Source organism: Crossiella sp. CA198, from assembly GCF_052078295.1.
Classification (GTDB): Bacteria; Actinomycetota; Actinomycetes; order Mycobacteriales; family Pseudonocardiaceae; genus Crossiella.
Map to the genome: position 1 here is coordinate 1 of NZ_JBQJIM010000063.1, position 14,023 is coordinate 14,023.

The 14,023-nt window shown below is 69.3% G+C and carries 12 protein-coding genes; 4 read left to right on the forward strand and 8 right to left on the reverse strand.

Annotation, left to right across the window (positions count from 1 at the left end; translation table 11 throughout):
• Positions 1-255: 255 nt before the first annotated feature.
• The 3 genes from ACTOWY_RS44575 to ACTOWY_RS44585 all read right to left on the reverse strand — a co-directional run bounded on the left by ACTOWY_RS44575 (position 256) and on the right by ACTOWY_RS44585 (position 5,491).
• Positions 256-885, reverse strand: a complete 630-nt coding sequence (locus ACTOWY_RS44575; RefSeq protein WP_441315659.1) for a LysE family translocator — start codon at positions 883-885, stop codon at positions 256-258.
• Between the two features lie 121 nt (positions 886-1,006).
• Positions 1,007-4,552 carry an ImpA family metalloprotease gene (locus ACTOWY_RS44580; protein ID WP_441315660.1) on the reverse strand — a complete coding sequence of 1,182 codons (3,546 nt, stop codon included), beginning with the start codon at positions 4,550-4,552 and terminating at the stop codon, positions 1,007-1,009.
• 207 nt (positions 4,553-4,759) lie between these two features.
• Positions 4,760-5,491 (reverse strand): hypothetical protein, encoded by a 732-nt coding sequence (locus ACTOWY_RS44585; protein WP_441315661.1) that lies wholly within the window; start codon positions 5,489-5,491, stop codon positions 4,760-4,762.
• A gap of 238 nt (positions 5,492-5,729) precedes the next feature.
• Here ACTOWY_RS44585 and ACTOWY_RS44590 point away from each other — a divergent pair, with 238 nt between their 5' ends.
• Positions 5,730-6,980, forward strand: a complete 1,251-nt coding sequence (locus tag ACTOWY_RS44590; RefSeq protein WP_441315662.1) for an MFS transporter — start codon at positions 5,730-5,732, stop codon at positions 6,978-6,980.
• Here ACTOWY_RS44590 and rox read toward each other — a convergent pair.
• Complete coding sequence (gene rox, locus ACTOWY_RS44595) at positions 6,973-8,397, reverse strand: rifampin monooxygenase (RefSeq protein WP_441315663.1); 1,425 nt, start codon at positions 8,395-8,397, stop codon at positions 6,973-6,975. The two genes, ACTOWY_RS44590 and rox, sit on opposite strands and share 8 nt — an antisense overlap.
• 260 nt (positions 8,398-8,657) lie before the next feature.
• Between rox and ACTOWY_RS44600 the strand changes: the two genes are divergently transcribed.
• The gene (locus tag ACTOWY_RS44600) at positions 8,658-9,317 is read left to right on the forward strand and encodes a phosphoribosylanthranilate isomerase (protein WP_441315664.1); all 660 of its coding nucleotides are present in this window, start codon (positions 8,658-8,660) and stop codon (positions 9,315-9,317) included.
• Between the two features lie 295 nt (positions 9,318-9,612).
• Here the strand turns inward: ACTOWY_RS44600 and ACTOWY_RS44605 are convergent, their stop codons facing one another.
• Complete coding sequence (locus tag ACTOWY_RS44605) at positions 9,613-11,193, reverse strand: alpha/beta hydrolase (protein ID WP_441315665.1); 1,581 nt, start codon at positions 11,191-11,193, stop codon at positions 9,613-9,615.
• Between the two features lie 46 nt (positions 11,194-11,239).
• The gene (locus ACTOWY_RS44610) at positions 11,240-11,950 is read right to left on the reverse strand and encodes a MerR family transcriptional regulator (protein WP_441315670.1); all 711 of its coding nucleotides are present in this window, start codon (positions 11,948-11,950) and stop codon (positions 11,240-11,242) included.
• Positions 11,951-12,164: 214 nt separating this feature from the next.
• Between ACTOWY_RS44610 and ACTOWY_RS44615 the strand changes: the two genes are divergently transcribed.
• Entirely contained in the window at positions 12,165-12,473 is a 309-nt protein-coding gene (locus tag ACTOWY_RS44615) for a hypothetical protein (RefSeq protein WP_441315666.1), read from the forward strand.
• 88 nt (positions 12,474-12,561) lie between these two features.
• On the forward strand, positions 12,562-13,035 hold the full coding sequence (locus ACTOWY_RS44620; protein WP_441315667.1) for a flavodoxin family protein: 474 nt from the start codon (positions 12,562-12,564) through the stop codon (positions 13,033-13,035).
• Positions 13,036-13,041: 6 nt separating this feature from the next.
• Here ACTOWY_RS44620 and ACTOWY_RS44625 read toward each other — a convergent pair whose 3' ends face one another.
• Positions 13,042-13,260 carry a hypothetical protein gene (locus tag ACTOWY_RS44625; RefSeq protein WP_441315668.1) on the reverse strand — a complete coding sequence of 73 codons (219 nt, stop codon included), beginning with the start codon at positions 13,258-13,260 and terminating at the stop codon, positions 13,042-13,044.
• A gap of 113 nt (positions 13,261-13,373) precedes the next feature.
• Positions 13,374-13,853 carry a hypothetical protein gene (locus ACTOWY_RS44630; RefSeq protein ID WP_441315669.1) on the reverse strand — a complete coding sequence of 160 codons (480 nt, stop codon included), beginning with the start codon at positions 13,851-13,853 and terminating at the stop codon, positions 13,374-13,376.
• Positions 13,854-14,023 lie beyond the last annotated feature (170 nt).

Here is a 14,023-nt window from a genome sequence, read left to right on the forward strand (position 1 = left end):
GCCGCTGCCCGGGATGCGGTGTGTCCTCTCCAGGCTGACGGGGATGGGGAACCGCTCGGGGAAAGTTTTCGAAAAGCCACCCCGGCCGCCTGTCCCGGGCTTCGCCCGACCGCAGTGCCTACGGCGTCCCACAACGGCCAACGTGGCGTACAACAACGGCCAACACACCGTCCACAACGGCCAACTCGGCGTCCACAACGGCCAACTCGGCGTACGACAACGGCCAACACGGTGTGGGGGTGGGTGCTGCGCTGGTCAGTCGGCGGCTAGTTTGACGCCCAGGCCGATGAAGATGCCGCCGGTGGCCACATCAATCCGGCGCTTGGCCGCGCGGCGGCTGCGCAGCCAGCCGCCGATCCGGCCGGCGAGCACGCCGACCGTGCCGTCCACCAGGAACTCCAGCACGATCAGTACCGCGCCCAGGATGGCGAACTGGAGCCACACCTGGCCCAGGGCGGGGTTGATGAACTGGGGCAGGAAGGCGATGGTGAAGGTGACCATTTTCGGGTTGATCAGGTTGGTGAACAGGCCGTTGAGGAAGGCCTTGCGGGCGGTCATGCCGCCGCTGGAGGCCGCCGTGTCCGGGGTTTCCTGGCCGCGGTTGCGGATCATCTGCACGCCGAGGTAGACCAGGTAGATCGCACCCGCGATGCGCACCACGGTGAAGGCGGTCGGTGCGGCCTCGAACAGCGCGGCCAGCCCGACGGCCGCGAGGGCGACGTGCACCGCCTCGCTCACCGCCACCCCGGCGGTGGCGAACAGGCCGGCGCGGGGGCCGCCCTTGATGCCGCAACCGAGTACGAACAGCATGTCCGGCCCGGGGGTCAGCATGGCGACCATCGTCGCCAGCGTGAACAACGCGAGAAGATGCAGGTCGATCGGCATTTCCGGATACTCGCACAGCCTGCCGGGACGACGCCCGGGACTTTTGACAGTCGGCAGGGTCCGGAGCGCGGCGTCCCCGGCCACCGATCGTGCTCGGCGGCCGGGGACGGTGGTGGCTACCTCAGCTGCCCGTGCAGCGCGTGGGCTGGAAGTCCACGTGGTCCAGGGCCGAGCTGCCGTCTACGTCCGCGCCCGGCCAGGCCGCGTTCGGGTCGGCCAGGTCGACCGTGCGCACCTCGGTCAGCTTCAGCGGCGGCTGGAACTTCCCAAGCACCGGCAGGGCCAGGGTCAGCTTCCGCAGACCGTCCGCGGGTGCGTTGGCCTCGACCTGCTTGCCCGCCAGGCTGGTGTGGGTCACCCCGAACGCCTCGAAGTACGGCCGGAAGTCGTACCCGGTGATCCGGGACAGCTGCACCAGCAGGAAGTCGTTGCCGATCATCTCGTCGACGTCCTTCCCACCGTAGGCCGGGGCGCCCGAGTACGGGTACAGCGAGAGGCCCAGATCGCCGCGGCGTTCGTTCCAGCTCTTCTCCTCGGCCGCCCAGGCGGTGAAGGTGCGGGCCGCGCCGTAGAGCGCGGTGTAGATGTCGGGGCCGCTGTCGAGCTTCGTGCCGTTGGCCATTGCCTTGCCCTCCAACAGGATGGGCAGGGTCAGGTAGAAGGTCAGCCGGGTGTGGCGGTTGGTGTAGGTCCCTTCCTCGCCCCAGACCGCGTCGGTGAGGGTGCTCTTGGCCGTCGCCGAGGCCGGGTAGGACTGGATGACCCGGCAGTCGGGACCGTAGACCACCCGCTTGCCGTCCTTGCGCACATCGCCCATCGCCGAGCGGTGGCTGGCGAACAGCGAGACGAACCCGTCCTCGGAGTACCAGGTCAGCGGATCGTCGACCTTGCCGTCGCCGCGGGCGGGGCGCACCTTGCGGGCGAAGTTCCACAGCACGAAGTGGGTGAAGATGTCGTTGGAGGTCTCGCCGGAGCGGGGAACGTAGTTGGTCCAGGTGTCGATCTTGCCGGGCTGGCTGCCCGCGCCGGTGTCCGCCCAGCCGATGTTGAGCTGCTGGCGTTGCAGGTTGTGGCCGAGTTCGTGATTCATGCCGGGGCTGACCGGGTAGACGGCGCCGTCACCGCCCATGTCGATCGGGTTCCCCGAGCACAGGTTGCCGCACATCGTGTACAGGTCGTAGTTGACGTGCTGGATTCGCTTGCGGGAGTTGATTTCCGGGTCCAGGCACGGCCACTTGTAGGTCGCGCAGATCTCCTGCACCGGCTTCGGGACGGTGTCCTCAAGCTTGGCGCCCATGACCTTCAGCCCGGCCAGCCGCATTTCCTGGTTGTACCAGGAGTCGCGGATCTCCAGCAGGAACTTCCGCACTCCGCTCGGTCCGGTGTAGAACGTGGTCAGGCCCATGTCGGTGAGACCGACGTCCTCGAAGGTCTTGCGCAGCCGGGACACCGGGACGTGCAGCTGGAAACCGTCGCCCACCAGGTCGGTGTAGTAGGCCTTGGTGGTGGCGATCTCCTTGGCGTAGCGGTCCAACTGGGCCAGGTCGTTCATGTCCAGCACCGCCGGGTGCTGGCTCATCCCGGCGAAGGCGACGTTCACCCCGATGCCGGGCTTCTTGCCGGTGCCGTCCATCCGGATGTAGAGCGGTCCGCCGTAGGGCGAGCTGATCGTCACCGGCTTGTTCGGCGGCAACCGCACCCAGTCGGTGGCCAGGAACTGCGGCCGGGTGTACTTGGACACGCCGTTCTCGACCTCGCCGGTGCGGGTGTTCACCCGGTTCGGGAAGGCCCGCACGTAGACCGGGATGTTCGGATCGTTGGTCAGGGTGAGTGTGCCCGCGCGGCCGGGGATGAGGTCGAACCGGGTGGCGGTCCACTCGTCCAGATCGGTGGCGGTGAAGGTCATCGACCGGTCGGTCTGGGGTGGGAAGCTGAGCTGTGGGCAGGTGCCCTGGGAAACCTGGACCGGGCTGATGCACCAGGCGGTGCCGAGGTCGTTCGCCTTGGTGTTGCCGGGCCAGGCGGTGAGCACAAACCAGTCGGCGAACAGCGCCTGGGTGATCCGCTTCGGGTCCTTCTGGTCGATTGGGTAGTCGATCGCCACCGCGTTGTCGCCGGGCTGGGACCCGCGGGCACCGGTGCGCTGCTTGTCCGCGAGCAGGGCCAGTACCCGCATGGTCTCGTTCTGGTCGTTGGTCTTCGGCGGCGCGAAGACGTTGTGCGCCGAGGCGTTCAGCCCGGCCACCATCGCCTTCACCCGGGTGATGGCGCCCATGAAGGCCGCGGCCCCCGGCGTCGGACTGTCCACACAGGACGTTAGATAGCTGCCGAACAGGCTGTAGTCGGTGACGCATTTGCTGTAGTCGTCCAGCACCAGCGGATTGCCGTTGAGCCGCCGGGCGATCTCGGTGGCGTCCCTGGCGAACTGGTCGTCGGTCACCTTGGCCGGCGCCTGCGCGGACTTGGGCGACTGCCGGATCAGGTTGCGCTGGAAGTAGTTGGTGCCGGTGTCCGGGCTGCCCAGATCACGCATCAGCACGTTGCTGGTCGACTCGCCCGCGCTCGTCTCGCCGAAGACCAGCAGCGGGATCCCGGAGCTGTAGGCCCCCGCGATCTGGGCGCGCAGCACGGGATCGTCGGACCCCTCGGCGTCGCCGACGAACAGCGCCGCCGCGCCGGTCAGGCACGGATTCGCCGTGCCCGGCTTGAAATCGCAGGCGCCGTAGGCGGAATTGCCGCCGTTGACGGTCAGCCTGGGGAAGTTCTTGGCCAGGAACTCCTTCATCGGCTTCTCGCGCGAGGAGGCGGTGTTGGCGATGACGATCTTGCCGCTGAGGTCGCCTGCCGCGGTGCCCGGTTTGCCCAGCAGCCAGGCGGTGGTGCTCAGCACGAGCGGGACCATCCCGGCCTCGTCCATCGGGATGTTCGGCCCGCTCAACGAGGTGTTCACGAACGGGTTGCCCGCGAAGTAGGCCAGCCTGGTCTCGCTGATCGAGGAGCTGCCGACCGCGGCGAGCACCCGGTTGGGCGAGTCACTGCTGCCGCCGTTGTGGGTGCCGGTCAGCAGCGGCTGCAGGTAGGGCGAGAGCTGCCGGATGTGGCCCGAGTTGGGGCCGGGGGTGAAGGTGACGACCGCGCCGTCCGGGATGATCCGGTACGGCAGCGACTCCCGCTTGCCGAGGGCCTTGGGCAGGTGCGCGAGGAGTTCCTGCTGGGTGACCAGCTTGGGGTCACCGGTGGCCAGCGCCCGCGTCATCCGGTCCCCGTCGGCAGGCTTGGTCACCTTGACCGACCGTGAACCCTTGACGCCCTGGTAGGTGGCGGTGATGGCGGTCGTGCCCGGACCCACCCCGGTGACAACGCCCTTGTCCACGGTCGCGACCGCGCGGTCGCCGGTGGTCCACTGCGCGAGCCCACTGATGTCGGTCCGGGTGCCGTCCGGGCGGACCGCGGTCGCGGCGAGTTCCACCTTCTGGCCGACGGTGAGCGGGACCGGGGCCACGGCCCCGTCGATCTGGACCGGAGGCTGAGCAGCCTCGCTGACGAGCAGCTGCTCCCCCGAGGTGCCCGCCACCGCCGCCGGGTCACCGGCCGTGCCGCACCAGCCCAGGAGCACGGCCACCAGCCCGAGCGCGCCAAGCGCCACCCGTTGATTGCGTCTGTCCACGTGATCTCGCCCTTCATCCCCGGACGGCGGATTCACCACCGCGACCGACGTTAGGGGCGGCCCAGCAGGTTTGGCGCGGCGAGAAAGGGGTAAAGGGGTCACTCAATCGGTACCGGAACACCGGGCACTCAGAGTGAGAACGTCTGTCGGACGGAAATAGCGGAATAGCCCGCCCACGCCTGGACGGGCCATTCCGGCGGAGTCAACTCAGGCGCGCACGATGTACTGGCCCATACCGCCACACCCGTTCGGGCTGGTCATGGTGATCACGTAACCGGGCGGGATCGGCGAACCCAGACAGATCCACATGCCATTACGCGGCAGTTCGATATAGCGGCCGGTGCCACCACAGCCATTCGGGCTCAGCATGCTGATGACGTAACCCGGCGGAATGGGCGACCCCAGGCAGGTCCACATGCCATTGCGCGGGAGTTCGATGTACTGACCGGTGCCGCCACAGCCATTCGCGCTGAGCATGCTGATGACATAGCCGTCCGGGAACGGCGAGCCGAGGCAGATCCACTGCCCGTTCCGCGGGAGTTCGAGGTAGCGGCCAGTGCCGCCGCACCCGTTCGGGCTGAGCATGGTGATCACGTACGGGGTGGGAATGGGTGAGCCCAGACAGGTCCATTGCCCGTTGCGAACCGGTTCCAGGTACCAGGAAACGCCGCCGCAGGCGGTGCTCAGCATGGTGATGACGTGACCGGCCGGAATCGGCGAGCCGCCGCAGACCCAGCCGGTGAAGGCCACCCCGGCCGGTGCGGCCCCCGCGGCCTTGATGACCTCGACCTTCTTGTCACCCGCCGCCGCCTGCGCGGTGTCGGTGGCGGCGGCGGGTCCGGTGGCGAGGGCGCCGCCGACCACCACCATGGCGGCAATAGCCGCGAGTTTTCCGACCGTTCTCGACCAGCGGGAGCGCACGCGCGAATAACCGTTCACAGCATTCTCTCCTCAACGAGCAAAAGCCCCGAGAACTACATCCCGGCAAAGACGCGGCTTGGCCGATGACCACCGGCAACACTGACCGTATACGAGCGGTCACCGGTCAGGAAATACGCCGAACCGCCCAATCGGACGGCGTACGATAACGTCGCCAACCGGAGAACGCATCGAATGGCAAGGTACTTTCGGGCAGTCCTGCGCCGGCGGGGCGGACCGGATGGGGGAAAGGACGAAGGTGACGGTCGAGACCAGCGACCAGCGGCCGGCCCGGCTCAGGGACAACCGGGATTTCCGGCTGTGGTGGGGCGGCACGGTGCTCAGCGCGATCGGGGACGAGGTCACCGCGATAGCGTTGCCGCTGCTGGTGCTGCTGATGACCGGCTCGCCACTGCACGCCGGGCTGGTGGGCAGTGTGGAGGCCATCCCGCCGCTGCTGCTGGCGCTGCCAGCGGGCGCGCTGGTGGACCGGATCTCCCGGCGCGGGCTGATGATCGGCTCCTCGGTGCTGAGCATGCTCTCGATCACCTCGATCCCGGTCGCCTACCTGCTGGGGGGCCTGACCCTGCCGCAGCTCTACCTGGTGGCCATCCTCAATAGCGCCGCCGCCACCGTGTACCGCATCGCCAACACCGCCGCACTGCCCCGGATCGTGGGCGAGAGCGAACTCGGTGCGGCCGCCGGGCAGAGCGAGATGATCTGGGGCATCGCCGCGATCATCGCCCCGCCATTGGCCGGGTTGATGTTCGAGGTCACCGGGCCGAGTTCGCCGTTCCTGATCGACGCGATCTCGTTCCTGGCCATCGCGCTGTGCATCCTGGGCATCCGGGCCAAACTCGGCCCGGACCGCGCGCGGTCCGCGGAACCCGTGCGGTGGCGGGCGGAACTGACCGGCGGCGGCCGGATCGCGATGAGCCTGCCGCTGTTGCGCGGCCTCACCATCCTCACCTCGATCGGCGACTTCCTCTTCGCCGGCATCGGCCTGCTGCTGATCGTGCTGGTCAGGAACAACGGCGCCTCGGGCATCGAGATCGGCACCGTGTTCACCTTCGCCGCGGTGGCCAGCATCGCCGGCTCGCTGCTGGCCCCGAAAATGGAGGACCGGCTCGGCCTGCTGCCCACCGTGATCGGCAAGCACTGGCTCACCGCGGCGCTGTTCCCGTTGCTGCTGCTGGATCTGCCCGGCTGGGGCACCGCCCTGGTGTGGGGCGTGATCTGCCTGCAGATCGCGGTGCTCAACGTGATCCAGCTGAAATACCTGATGGGCATCGTGCCGAATGAGCACCTGGGCAAGGTGGAGGGCTTCCTGACCTTCATCTCCGACACCGCCCAGCCACTGGGCTACGCGCTGACCGGTCTGCTGCTGGAGGCCTTCGGCGTGCCGACCACCCTGCTGGTCTACGAAGTGGTGCTGGCACTGCTGGCGATCTACGCCACCCTCACGCCCGAACTGCGACCGAAAGCCTTGCCGGACAACAGTCCTAGGTAGCCGCGCCGAACCACCTCGACAGGTGGCCGAGCAGGTCCCGCTGGTCCTCGCCTGCCCAGGCCACGTGGCCGTCCGGGCGCAGCAGCACCGCGGGCGCGTCCAGTTCCTCGCTGAGGTCCACCACGTGGTCGACCCGGTCCGCCCAGCCCGCGGCCGAGAGCCGCCCGGTCTGATCCAGCAGCAGTCCGCGACCGGCGTGCAGCAGCGAGTAAAGGCGGCCCTGTTTCAGTTCGATGTCCCGCAGCCGCCGCCCGAGCAGCTCGGGCCCGTCACCGAAGTCGTACCGGATCCCGATCGCGATGACCTTCTCGATCAGGTGCCGGTTGACCTCCTCGAAGTCCATCAGCTCCGCCAGCAACCGGCGCACCGCCTGGGCGCCAGGGTCCGGGGACAGCAGCTGCATCTGCGCGCGGGTGTTGTCCAGCACGTCGGCGGCCACCGGACGGCGTTCGGCCTGGTAGCTGTCCAGCAGCCCGGCCGGGGCCCAGCCGTTGACCTCGGCGGCCAGTTTCCAGCCCAGGTTGAACGCGTCCTGCAGGCCCAGGTTGAGCCCCTGCCCACCGGTGGGCGGGTGCACATGCGCGGCGTCGCCCGCCAGCAGCACCCGGCCGGTGCGGTAACGCTCGGCGAGCCGGGTGGCATCGCCGAAACGGGACAGCCAGCGCGGCGAGTGCACACCGAAGTCGGTGCCGCCGATCGCCACCAGCTGCCGCTTGAACTCGTCCAGGGTCGGCGGCACCGACCGGTCCCCGGTGACTCCCTCGGCGGGCACCAGCACCCGGAACACCCCGTCCCCCAACGGCATCGCGCCGAACCGGAACTGGGTCTTGCGGACCTCGGCCATCACCGCGGCCAGTGTCTCCGGCGAGGCGGTCAGCTCCATCTCACCCAGCAGCGTCTCCACCCGGGACGGCTCGCCGGGGAAGCCGACACCGAGCAGCTTGCGCACGGTGCTCCGGCCACCGTCGCAGCCGACCAGGTAGCGCGCCCGCAACCGGCTGCCATCGGCCAGCTCGGCGGTCACCCCGTCCGCGTCCTGGCTCAGCCCGGTCAGCTCACAGCCGCGCCGGATCTCCACCCCGGCTGCCAGCGCGTGCTCGGTCAGCAGCCGCACGGTGACCGGCTGCGGAATGCCGAGCACGTAGGCGTGCGCGCTGTCCAGCCGCGCCGGCGTGGGCTTGGTGATCCCGGCGAAGAACCCGCCGACCGGATGCTGCTTGCCCAGTGCCAGGAACGGTTCCAGCAGTCCGCGCTGGTCCAGCAGCTCGATGCTGCGCGCGTGCAGACCGAGCGAGCGGACCACCTTGGTCGGCGCCGGATCCTTCTCCAGCACGACCGCGTGCACGCCGTGCAACCGCAGTTCACTGGCCAGCATCAGACCGGTCGGCCCGCAGCCGGCGATGATCACGTCAATCATGCGTCCCCCGATTCGCCAAGCTCGCATTTTCGCAGGTACTGGCATCGGCCGCAGATTGTGCAGCAGACAGGGGGCCTTGCCGCAAGGCCCCCTGTGCGTTATAAGTTGAAGTGGGCAAGGAGAGTTCTCCTTGCCATTCTGCTTTTCTGGCCACTGTGGACAGTGGTGGAGGCGGCGCCGCCCCCGCCACGAAAGGGAACCTGGCCCGAAAAGGACGGGCACCGATGGGCCAGGTGCGCGGATGTGTACGGTGTGGCCGCATGGGCACCCGAACAGCCGTGAAGATCTGCGGTCTGACCAGGCCGGACGATGTGGACGCCGCGGTCGAGGCCGGCGCCGACGCGATCGGCTTCGTGCTCTACCCGCCCAGCCCGCGTCACGTCACCCCGGAGCGGGCCGCCGAACTGGCCGCGCGGCTGCCCGCCTTCGTCACCCCGGTGCTGCTGTTCGTGAACACCCCCGCCGCCGAGGTGCTCGCCGCCGCCGCGGCCGTGCCCGGCGCGCTGGTGCAGTTCCACGGCGACGAGACCCCCGCCGACTGCTGGGCGGCCACCGGCCAGGGCCAGCTCGCCTTCCTGCGGGCCGCCCGCATCCCCCTGGACCCCGGCACCCCACCGTTCGACCTGACCGGCTTCGCCCGGCGGTTCGACCGGGCCAGGGCGATCCTGCTGGACGCGCACGTGCCGGGTTACGGCGGCGGCGGCCGCACCTTCGACTGGTCGCTACTGCCTGCCGCACCCGACTCACACCTGGTGCTCAGCGGCGGCCTCACTCCCGGCAATGTAACCGAGGGAATTAGGACGTTGCGTCCGTTGTGCCGGACGCTGTCGGTGGACGTCAGTTCCGGGGTCGAGGCCGCCAAGGGCGTCAAGGACCACGGCAAGATCCGCGAGTTCATCACCGCCGTCCGCGAGGCCTGACACGAGTTGCCGGTCCCGATAGGACAGTCCAAGTAGTCCACACCTCGCCGGCGTGTTGGCCGTTGTCGTACGCCACGTTGGCCGTTGTCGTACCACTTGGGCCAACTGGTACGCCCGCTTGGGCAAAACTGGCGTACCAGTTGGGCCAACTCGCCGTCCAGAACGGCCAACACACCGTACGACAACGGCCAACACGGTGCGCGGGCGTCCAGGGCGGTGGCCTACTGCTGGCCGGGAAAACCGGCGGTGCGGTGACCTGGTCACCGAACCGCCGGACTCCTGCCCCAGCGCGGGACTAGCCTGCCGGGACCGGCAGCGGCATGCCGGGCACGCTCTGGTCGGCCGGGACGACCCCGTCCACCAGGTAGGCGTTCACGATCTTGTCCACCCCGGCGTTGCCGCCGCTGTAGATGCCGTGGTCACCCTCGCCGGTGACGGTCAGCAGCCGCGAGTTCTGGAATGCCGCGCGGGCCCGGCGGGCGCCCTCGATCGCGGTGGCGCCATCGTGCTCGGCCTGCACGATCAGCACCGGCGGCACGCCCTTGCCATCCAGCTTGGGCAGCGGCCGCGGCCGGTCCGGCCAGAACGCGCAGGTCTGGAAGCCCATCCAGCCCGCGCCGTAGAGTGACAGGCCGCGGTCGATCTGCTGCTGCGAGCGGCGGATCAGCGATTCCCGGTCACCGGTCCACGGACCGTCGTTGCACAGGGTGTGCCACAGCGTGGCCAGCATCGCGTCCGGCGCCTCGGCCTTCACCTTGTCCACGGCGTCCTTGACCGACACCGCCGCCTCGGCCTTGGCCTGCGCGGGCACGTCCTGCTCGGTCAGCGTCCTGAGCTGCACCAGCCGCTCGGCCAGGGTGGGGAACTGCGACTTCGCCTTGAGCGAGCCCAGGATGAGGCTGTCCACCAGGCTCGGGTGGATCGTGACCCCGCCGATCTCCACCGGCTTGCGGGCGAGTGCGGCCCGCACCTTCTCGAAGGTCTGCCAGGCGGCCTCACCGGTGGCGCCGAAGTGATATTTGGCGTCGTAGCGGGCGATCCAGGGCAGGAAGTCCTGCCGCCAGCGCCGCTCGAAGGCCGGTGGCTGCCAGTCGAAGGACTGCTGCCAGCTGGCGGTGAACTCGGTCGCGGAGTCCAGCACGAACCGCCCGACCCGGTTCGGGAAGCGCTGCGCGTAGTGCGCGCCCAGCCAGGTGCCAGCCGAGTACCCGATCCAGTTGAACTTGTGCCTGCCCAGCAACACCCGCAGCAGATCCAGGTCCTTGGTCATCTGGAAGGTGTTGATCAGCGGCCCCAGCTCGCCGGATGCCTGCCTGCAGGTCTTCGCGGCCTGCCGCACCGCGTCCACGATCAGGTTCAGGTTGCGCGGATCCCGGTTGCGCGCGTCCAGTTCGGGCGGCGGGCCGGACTGTCCGCCGCAGGTGATGTTGGTGCTCTTGCCGGTGCCCCTGGAGTCGATGCCGATGACCTCCTGGTGCTCGCGCAGCCTGTCCTGGCCGCGGAAGTGCAGCGGCAGCGAACGACCGGGACCGCCGGGTCCACCCGGGTTGGTCAGCACCGAGGCGGTGGTGACGCCGGTGGCGCGCAGCCTGCTGACCGCGATGGTCAGGTCCTCGCGCTCGGTCAGGCGCTCCCAGTCCCGCGGCGTGGCGAACGTGGCGCACTCCAGCAGCCCGGCCTCACCCGGCGGCGTGCCGGGCAGTTCCTCGGTCGTGCAAGGGTGCCAGCCCAGTGCCTGCCCGGCGTAGCGGGCCGGGATGTGCGTTGAGTTCAGCGTTTCCGCCGCCGGTTCGGCCAGCGCCGGGGTCAGCCCGGCGAACAAACCGCCCACGACCACCGGGATCACCCCGGCGACACGCAGCCTTCTACTACTCATGTGTTCCCCCTCTTTCGGTTTCGTTGTACGAGGCCAAGAAACGGCGTCAGCGGGTCATCCGGACCAGCACGTCGACCTGGGCCGGGTTGTAGAGGTCGGTGATGGCCTGGCTCATCGCCTGTATCCCGGTGGCCGCGCCCAGCGGCGCCCCGGCGAACAGGTTCCGCAGCTCCGGCGTGTCCTCGATCATCTGCCTGCTGACCGGCGCCAGCCGCTCGGCCAGGTCCTGCCGGGTCCGCTCATCGGCGTCGGCTGGCAGGGCGTCGAACTCCCTGAGCACCGGATTGGAACTGGTCCGGCGCACCGTCTCCGCGTAGGCCCGCAGCGTGGACGGCGCGAGGATCCGGGTCAGCACGACCACGAAGTCCCGGTCCGCCGCGCTGATCTCGCTGCCCGCCACGGCCTGGGCCAGCTCGGGTCCCAGGTCGGTCGGCGCGGACCGGCGCAGGATCAGGGCCAGCTCGGCCCGCACCCGCTGCAGCCGCTCGATGGTCTCGGCCAGCTCCGCGTCCAGTGACCGCAATGCCTCTTCCGGGTGCTCATCCGCCGTGCCCAGTTCGGCGATCTGGCTGAGCGACAGCCCGAGCCCGGTCAACCGCTTGATGCGCAACACCCGGATCAGGTGAGCCACGCTGTACCGCTTGTAGCCGTTGGCCCGCCGTTCCGGCTCGGCGAGCAGCCCGACGTCGTGGTAGTGCCGCACCGCACGGACGGTCGTGCCCGCCAGTTCGGCCAGCTGCCTGGTGCTCCACCCCACGACGGTCACTCCCCGAGCCCTGCTTCCCCGGCACGATCGAGCCGACAGGGAACAGTCCAAACTATGCCGCTACGGCACGGTCAAGTCCCCGACCCGATCGGCACTGTCCGGATCCGGACAGCGACTCCTCCACTGTGGACAGACCGGGTATCGGCCGGGTGGTTCCGCCCGGTTCAGCGGGTGCCCGCCCGCGCCGGGTCCGACACTGGATCGCATGACGCGACGTGTACCCACCCGGCTACTCGCCACCCTCGCCGCCACCACCCTCTCCGTCGCCACCCTGGTGGCCCTGGCCCCCGCCGCCAGTGCGGCGCCGGACTGCGCGAAGGTCGAGCACTCGGCCAAGGGGATCTGGCAGCGGGTGACCGTGACCAACAACTGCCGCGACAACATCAGCTACGTGGTCCGCCGCGCGCACGGCCCGGACAGCAAATGCACCATCGTGCCCCCGCGGCACCAGCACTACTTCGAGTGGGCCCGCTACGGCGCCCGCTGGCAGGGCATGCGCTGGGACTGCGCCTGATCATCGCTGGTGAGCTGGTTCACACCGGGGTGCGGTCACGTTCCGGGCAGCAGGCTCGTCCATGGGGAAAGCGAAAGGAGCTTTCCCCATGCAGGCCATCATCGTGTGCACCTCCGTCTCGCACGGCAACACCCGCAGGGTCGCCGAAGCCATGGGCCAGGTGCTGGACGCTCGGGTGGTCGCACCCGATCAGGTTGATCCGGCCGCGCTGGCGGACTACGACCTGGTCGGGTTCGGCTCGGGGATCTTCCTGGGGTCCTTCCACCCGCGGCTGCGGGAGTTCGTCCAGGCCCTTCCGGCCCGGCGGCGGCGGCACGCGTTTGTCTTCGCCACCAGTGGTTTCCCCGAGGCCGGGTTCCAGCGCTTCTCCCGTCCGCTGACGACACTGCTGCGGGACAAGGGGTTTGCGGTGGCCGATACCTTCTCCTGTCGCGGGTTCGACACCTGGCTGCCGTTCAAGCTGGTCGGCGGTGTCCGAAAAGGACGGCCGGACGCCGCCGATCTGTTGGCGGCACGGAAGTTCGCCGACGGGCTGCGCACCCGGCTGGACATCACCCCCTGACCAGGGTCACTCGGCGGTGCGGCGGTGGCGCCACTTCGTGGTGTAGGGCAGTGCGAACAGGTACAGGCCGGTGGCCAGCAACAGGAACAGCGGGAGCAGCGGCAGGTAGGACAGCCAGATCACCGGGTCCTCCTGGGCCAGGGCGATGGCGGTGATGACGATGGTCGCGGTGAACACCATGGACAGCCAGCGGTGGAGCTGCCGGATTCGCTTGCTCGCACTCATGGGGACCTCCTCGGAAGCGGGTCGCGGCTGGTGAGTCCAGCGCGTTTTCCCTGGAGGTGACGCTAGGTGCGGTGGGTGCGCCGCCGCTTCTCGATTCCTGATCGGTCTGCTGATCAGGGGCGCTGGCGCACCGCGCCGTCGGCCGCGACGAGCACCCCGGCCTGCGGCTGGCCGCCGCCGCAGTGCGCACCGGCCGGGAAGATCTCCTTCGGCGTGAGCTGGATGTCCTTGTCCACCAGCACCGTGCCCGCGGCGTCGGTGAGCCGGACGCTGAGCCGCACCGGTTCCAGTTTCAGCCCGGCCTGGTCGAGGAAGCCGTTCTTCGCGCCGGTGCGGACCATCTTGGCCGAGCAGGGTTGGTCCGGTCCTCCCGTCGGGCAGGTGGACGGCACGGCCGCGGTGGACTCGTCCAGGGGCACGTCCTTGCCGTCGAGGGTGGCCTTGGCGACCTTGGCGGCCAGTGGCGCCTCGATGTCCAGGCCGATGCCCGCGCGGGCGGCCATGGCCGGGCAGGCGACGCTGGCCGGACCGCCGCCGCAACCGGTGAGCAGGGCGAGCCCGGCCAGTGCCAGTGCCGGTGAGAACTTCCGCATATCAGGCAGACGGAGTGGCGAGCAACCTGGTTGCACCCACCCACCATCGTGATGCTCCTATGGTTGTCAAGTCGTCTGCAGGGCCTGCATGTCGGCCAGGTCGGCCATCAACCGGGGATAGATCTCTCGGGCCAGATAGCGCTTGAGGCAGCGGATAAGGTGCTTCTTGG

What these genes read in the sequence shown, in the direction of transcription:
- ACTOWY_RS44605 (WP_441315665.1), bottom strand. Translation starts at nt 11,193, where the DNA reads ATGAGTAGTAGAAGGCTGCGTGTCGCCGGGGTGATCCCGGTGGTCGTG.
- ACTOWY_RS44630 (WP_441315669.1), bottom strand. Translation starts at nt 13,853, where the DNA reads ATGCGGAAGTTCTCACCGGCACTGGCACTGGCCGGGCTCGCCCTGCTC.
- ACTOWY_RS44600 (WP_441315664.1), top strand. Translation starts at nt 8,658, where the DNA reads ATGGGCACCCGAACAGCCGTGAAGATCTGCGGTCTGACCAGGCCGGAC.
- ACTOWY_RS44615 (WP_441315666.1), top strand. Translation starts at nt 12,165, where the DNA reads ATGACGCGACGTGTACCCACCCGGCTACTCGCCACCCTCGCCGCCACC.
- rox (WP_441315663.1), bottom strand. Translation starts at nt 8,397, where the DNA reads ATGATTGACGTGATCATCGCCGGCTGCGGGCCGACCGGTCTGATGCTG.
- ACTOWY_RS44625 (WP_441315668.1), bottom strand. Translation starts at nt 13,260, where the DNA reads ATGAGTGCGAGCAAGCGAATCCGGCAGCTCCACCGCTGGCTGTCCATG.
- ACTOWY_RS44620 (WP_441315667.1), top strand. Translation starts at nt 12,562, where the DNA reads ATGCAGGCCATCATCGTGTGCACCTCCGTCTCGCACGGCAACACCCGC.
- ACTOWY_RS44575 (WP_441315659.1), bottom strand. Translation starts at nt 885, where the DNA reads ATGCCGATCGACCTGCATCTTCTCGCGTTGTTCACGCTGGCGACGATG.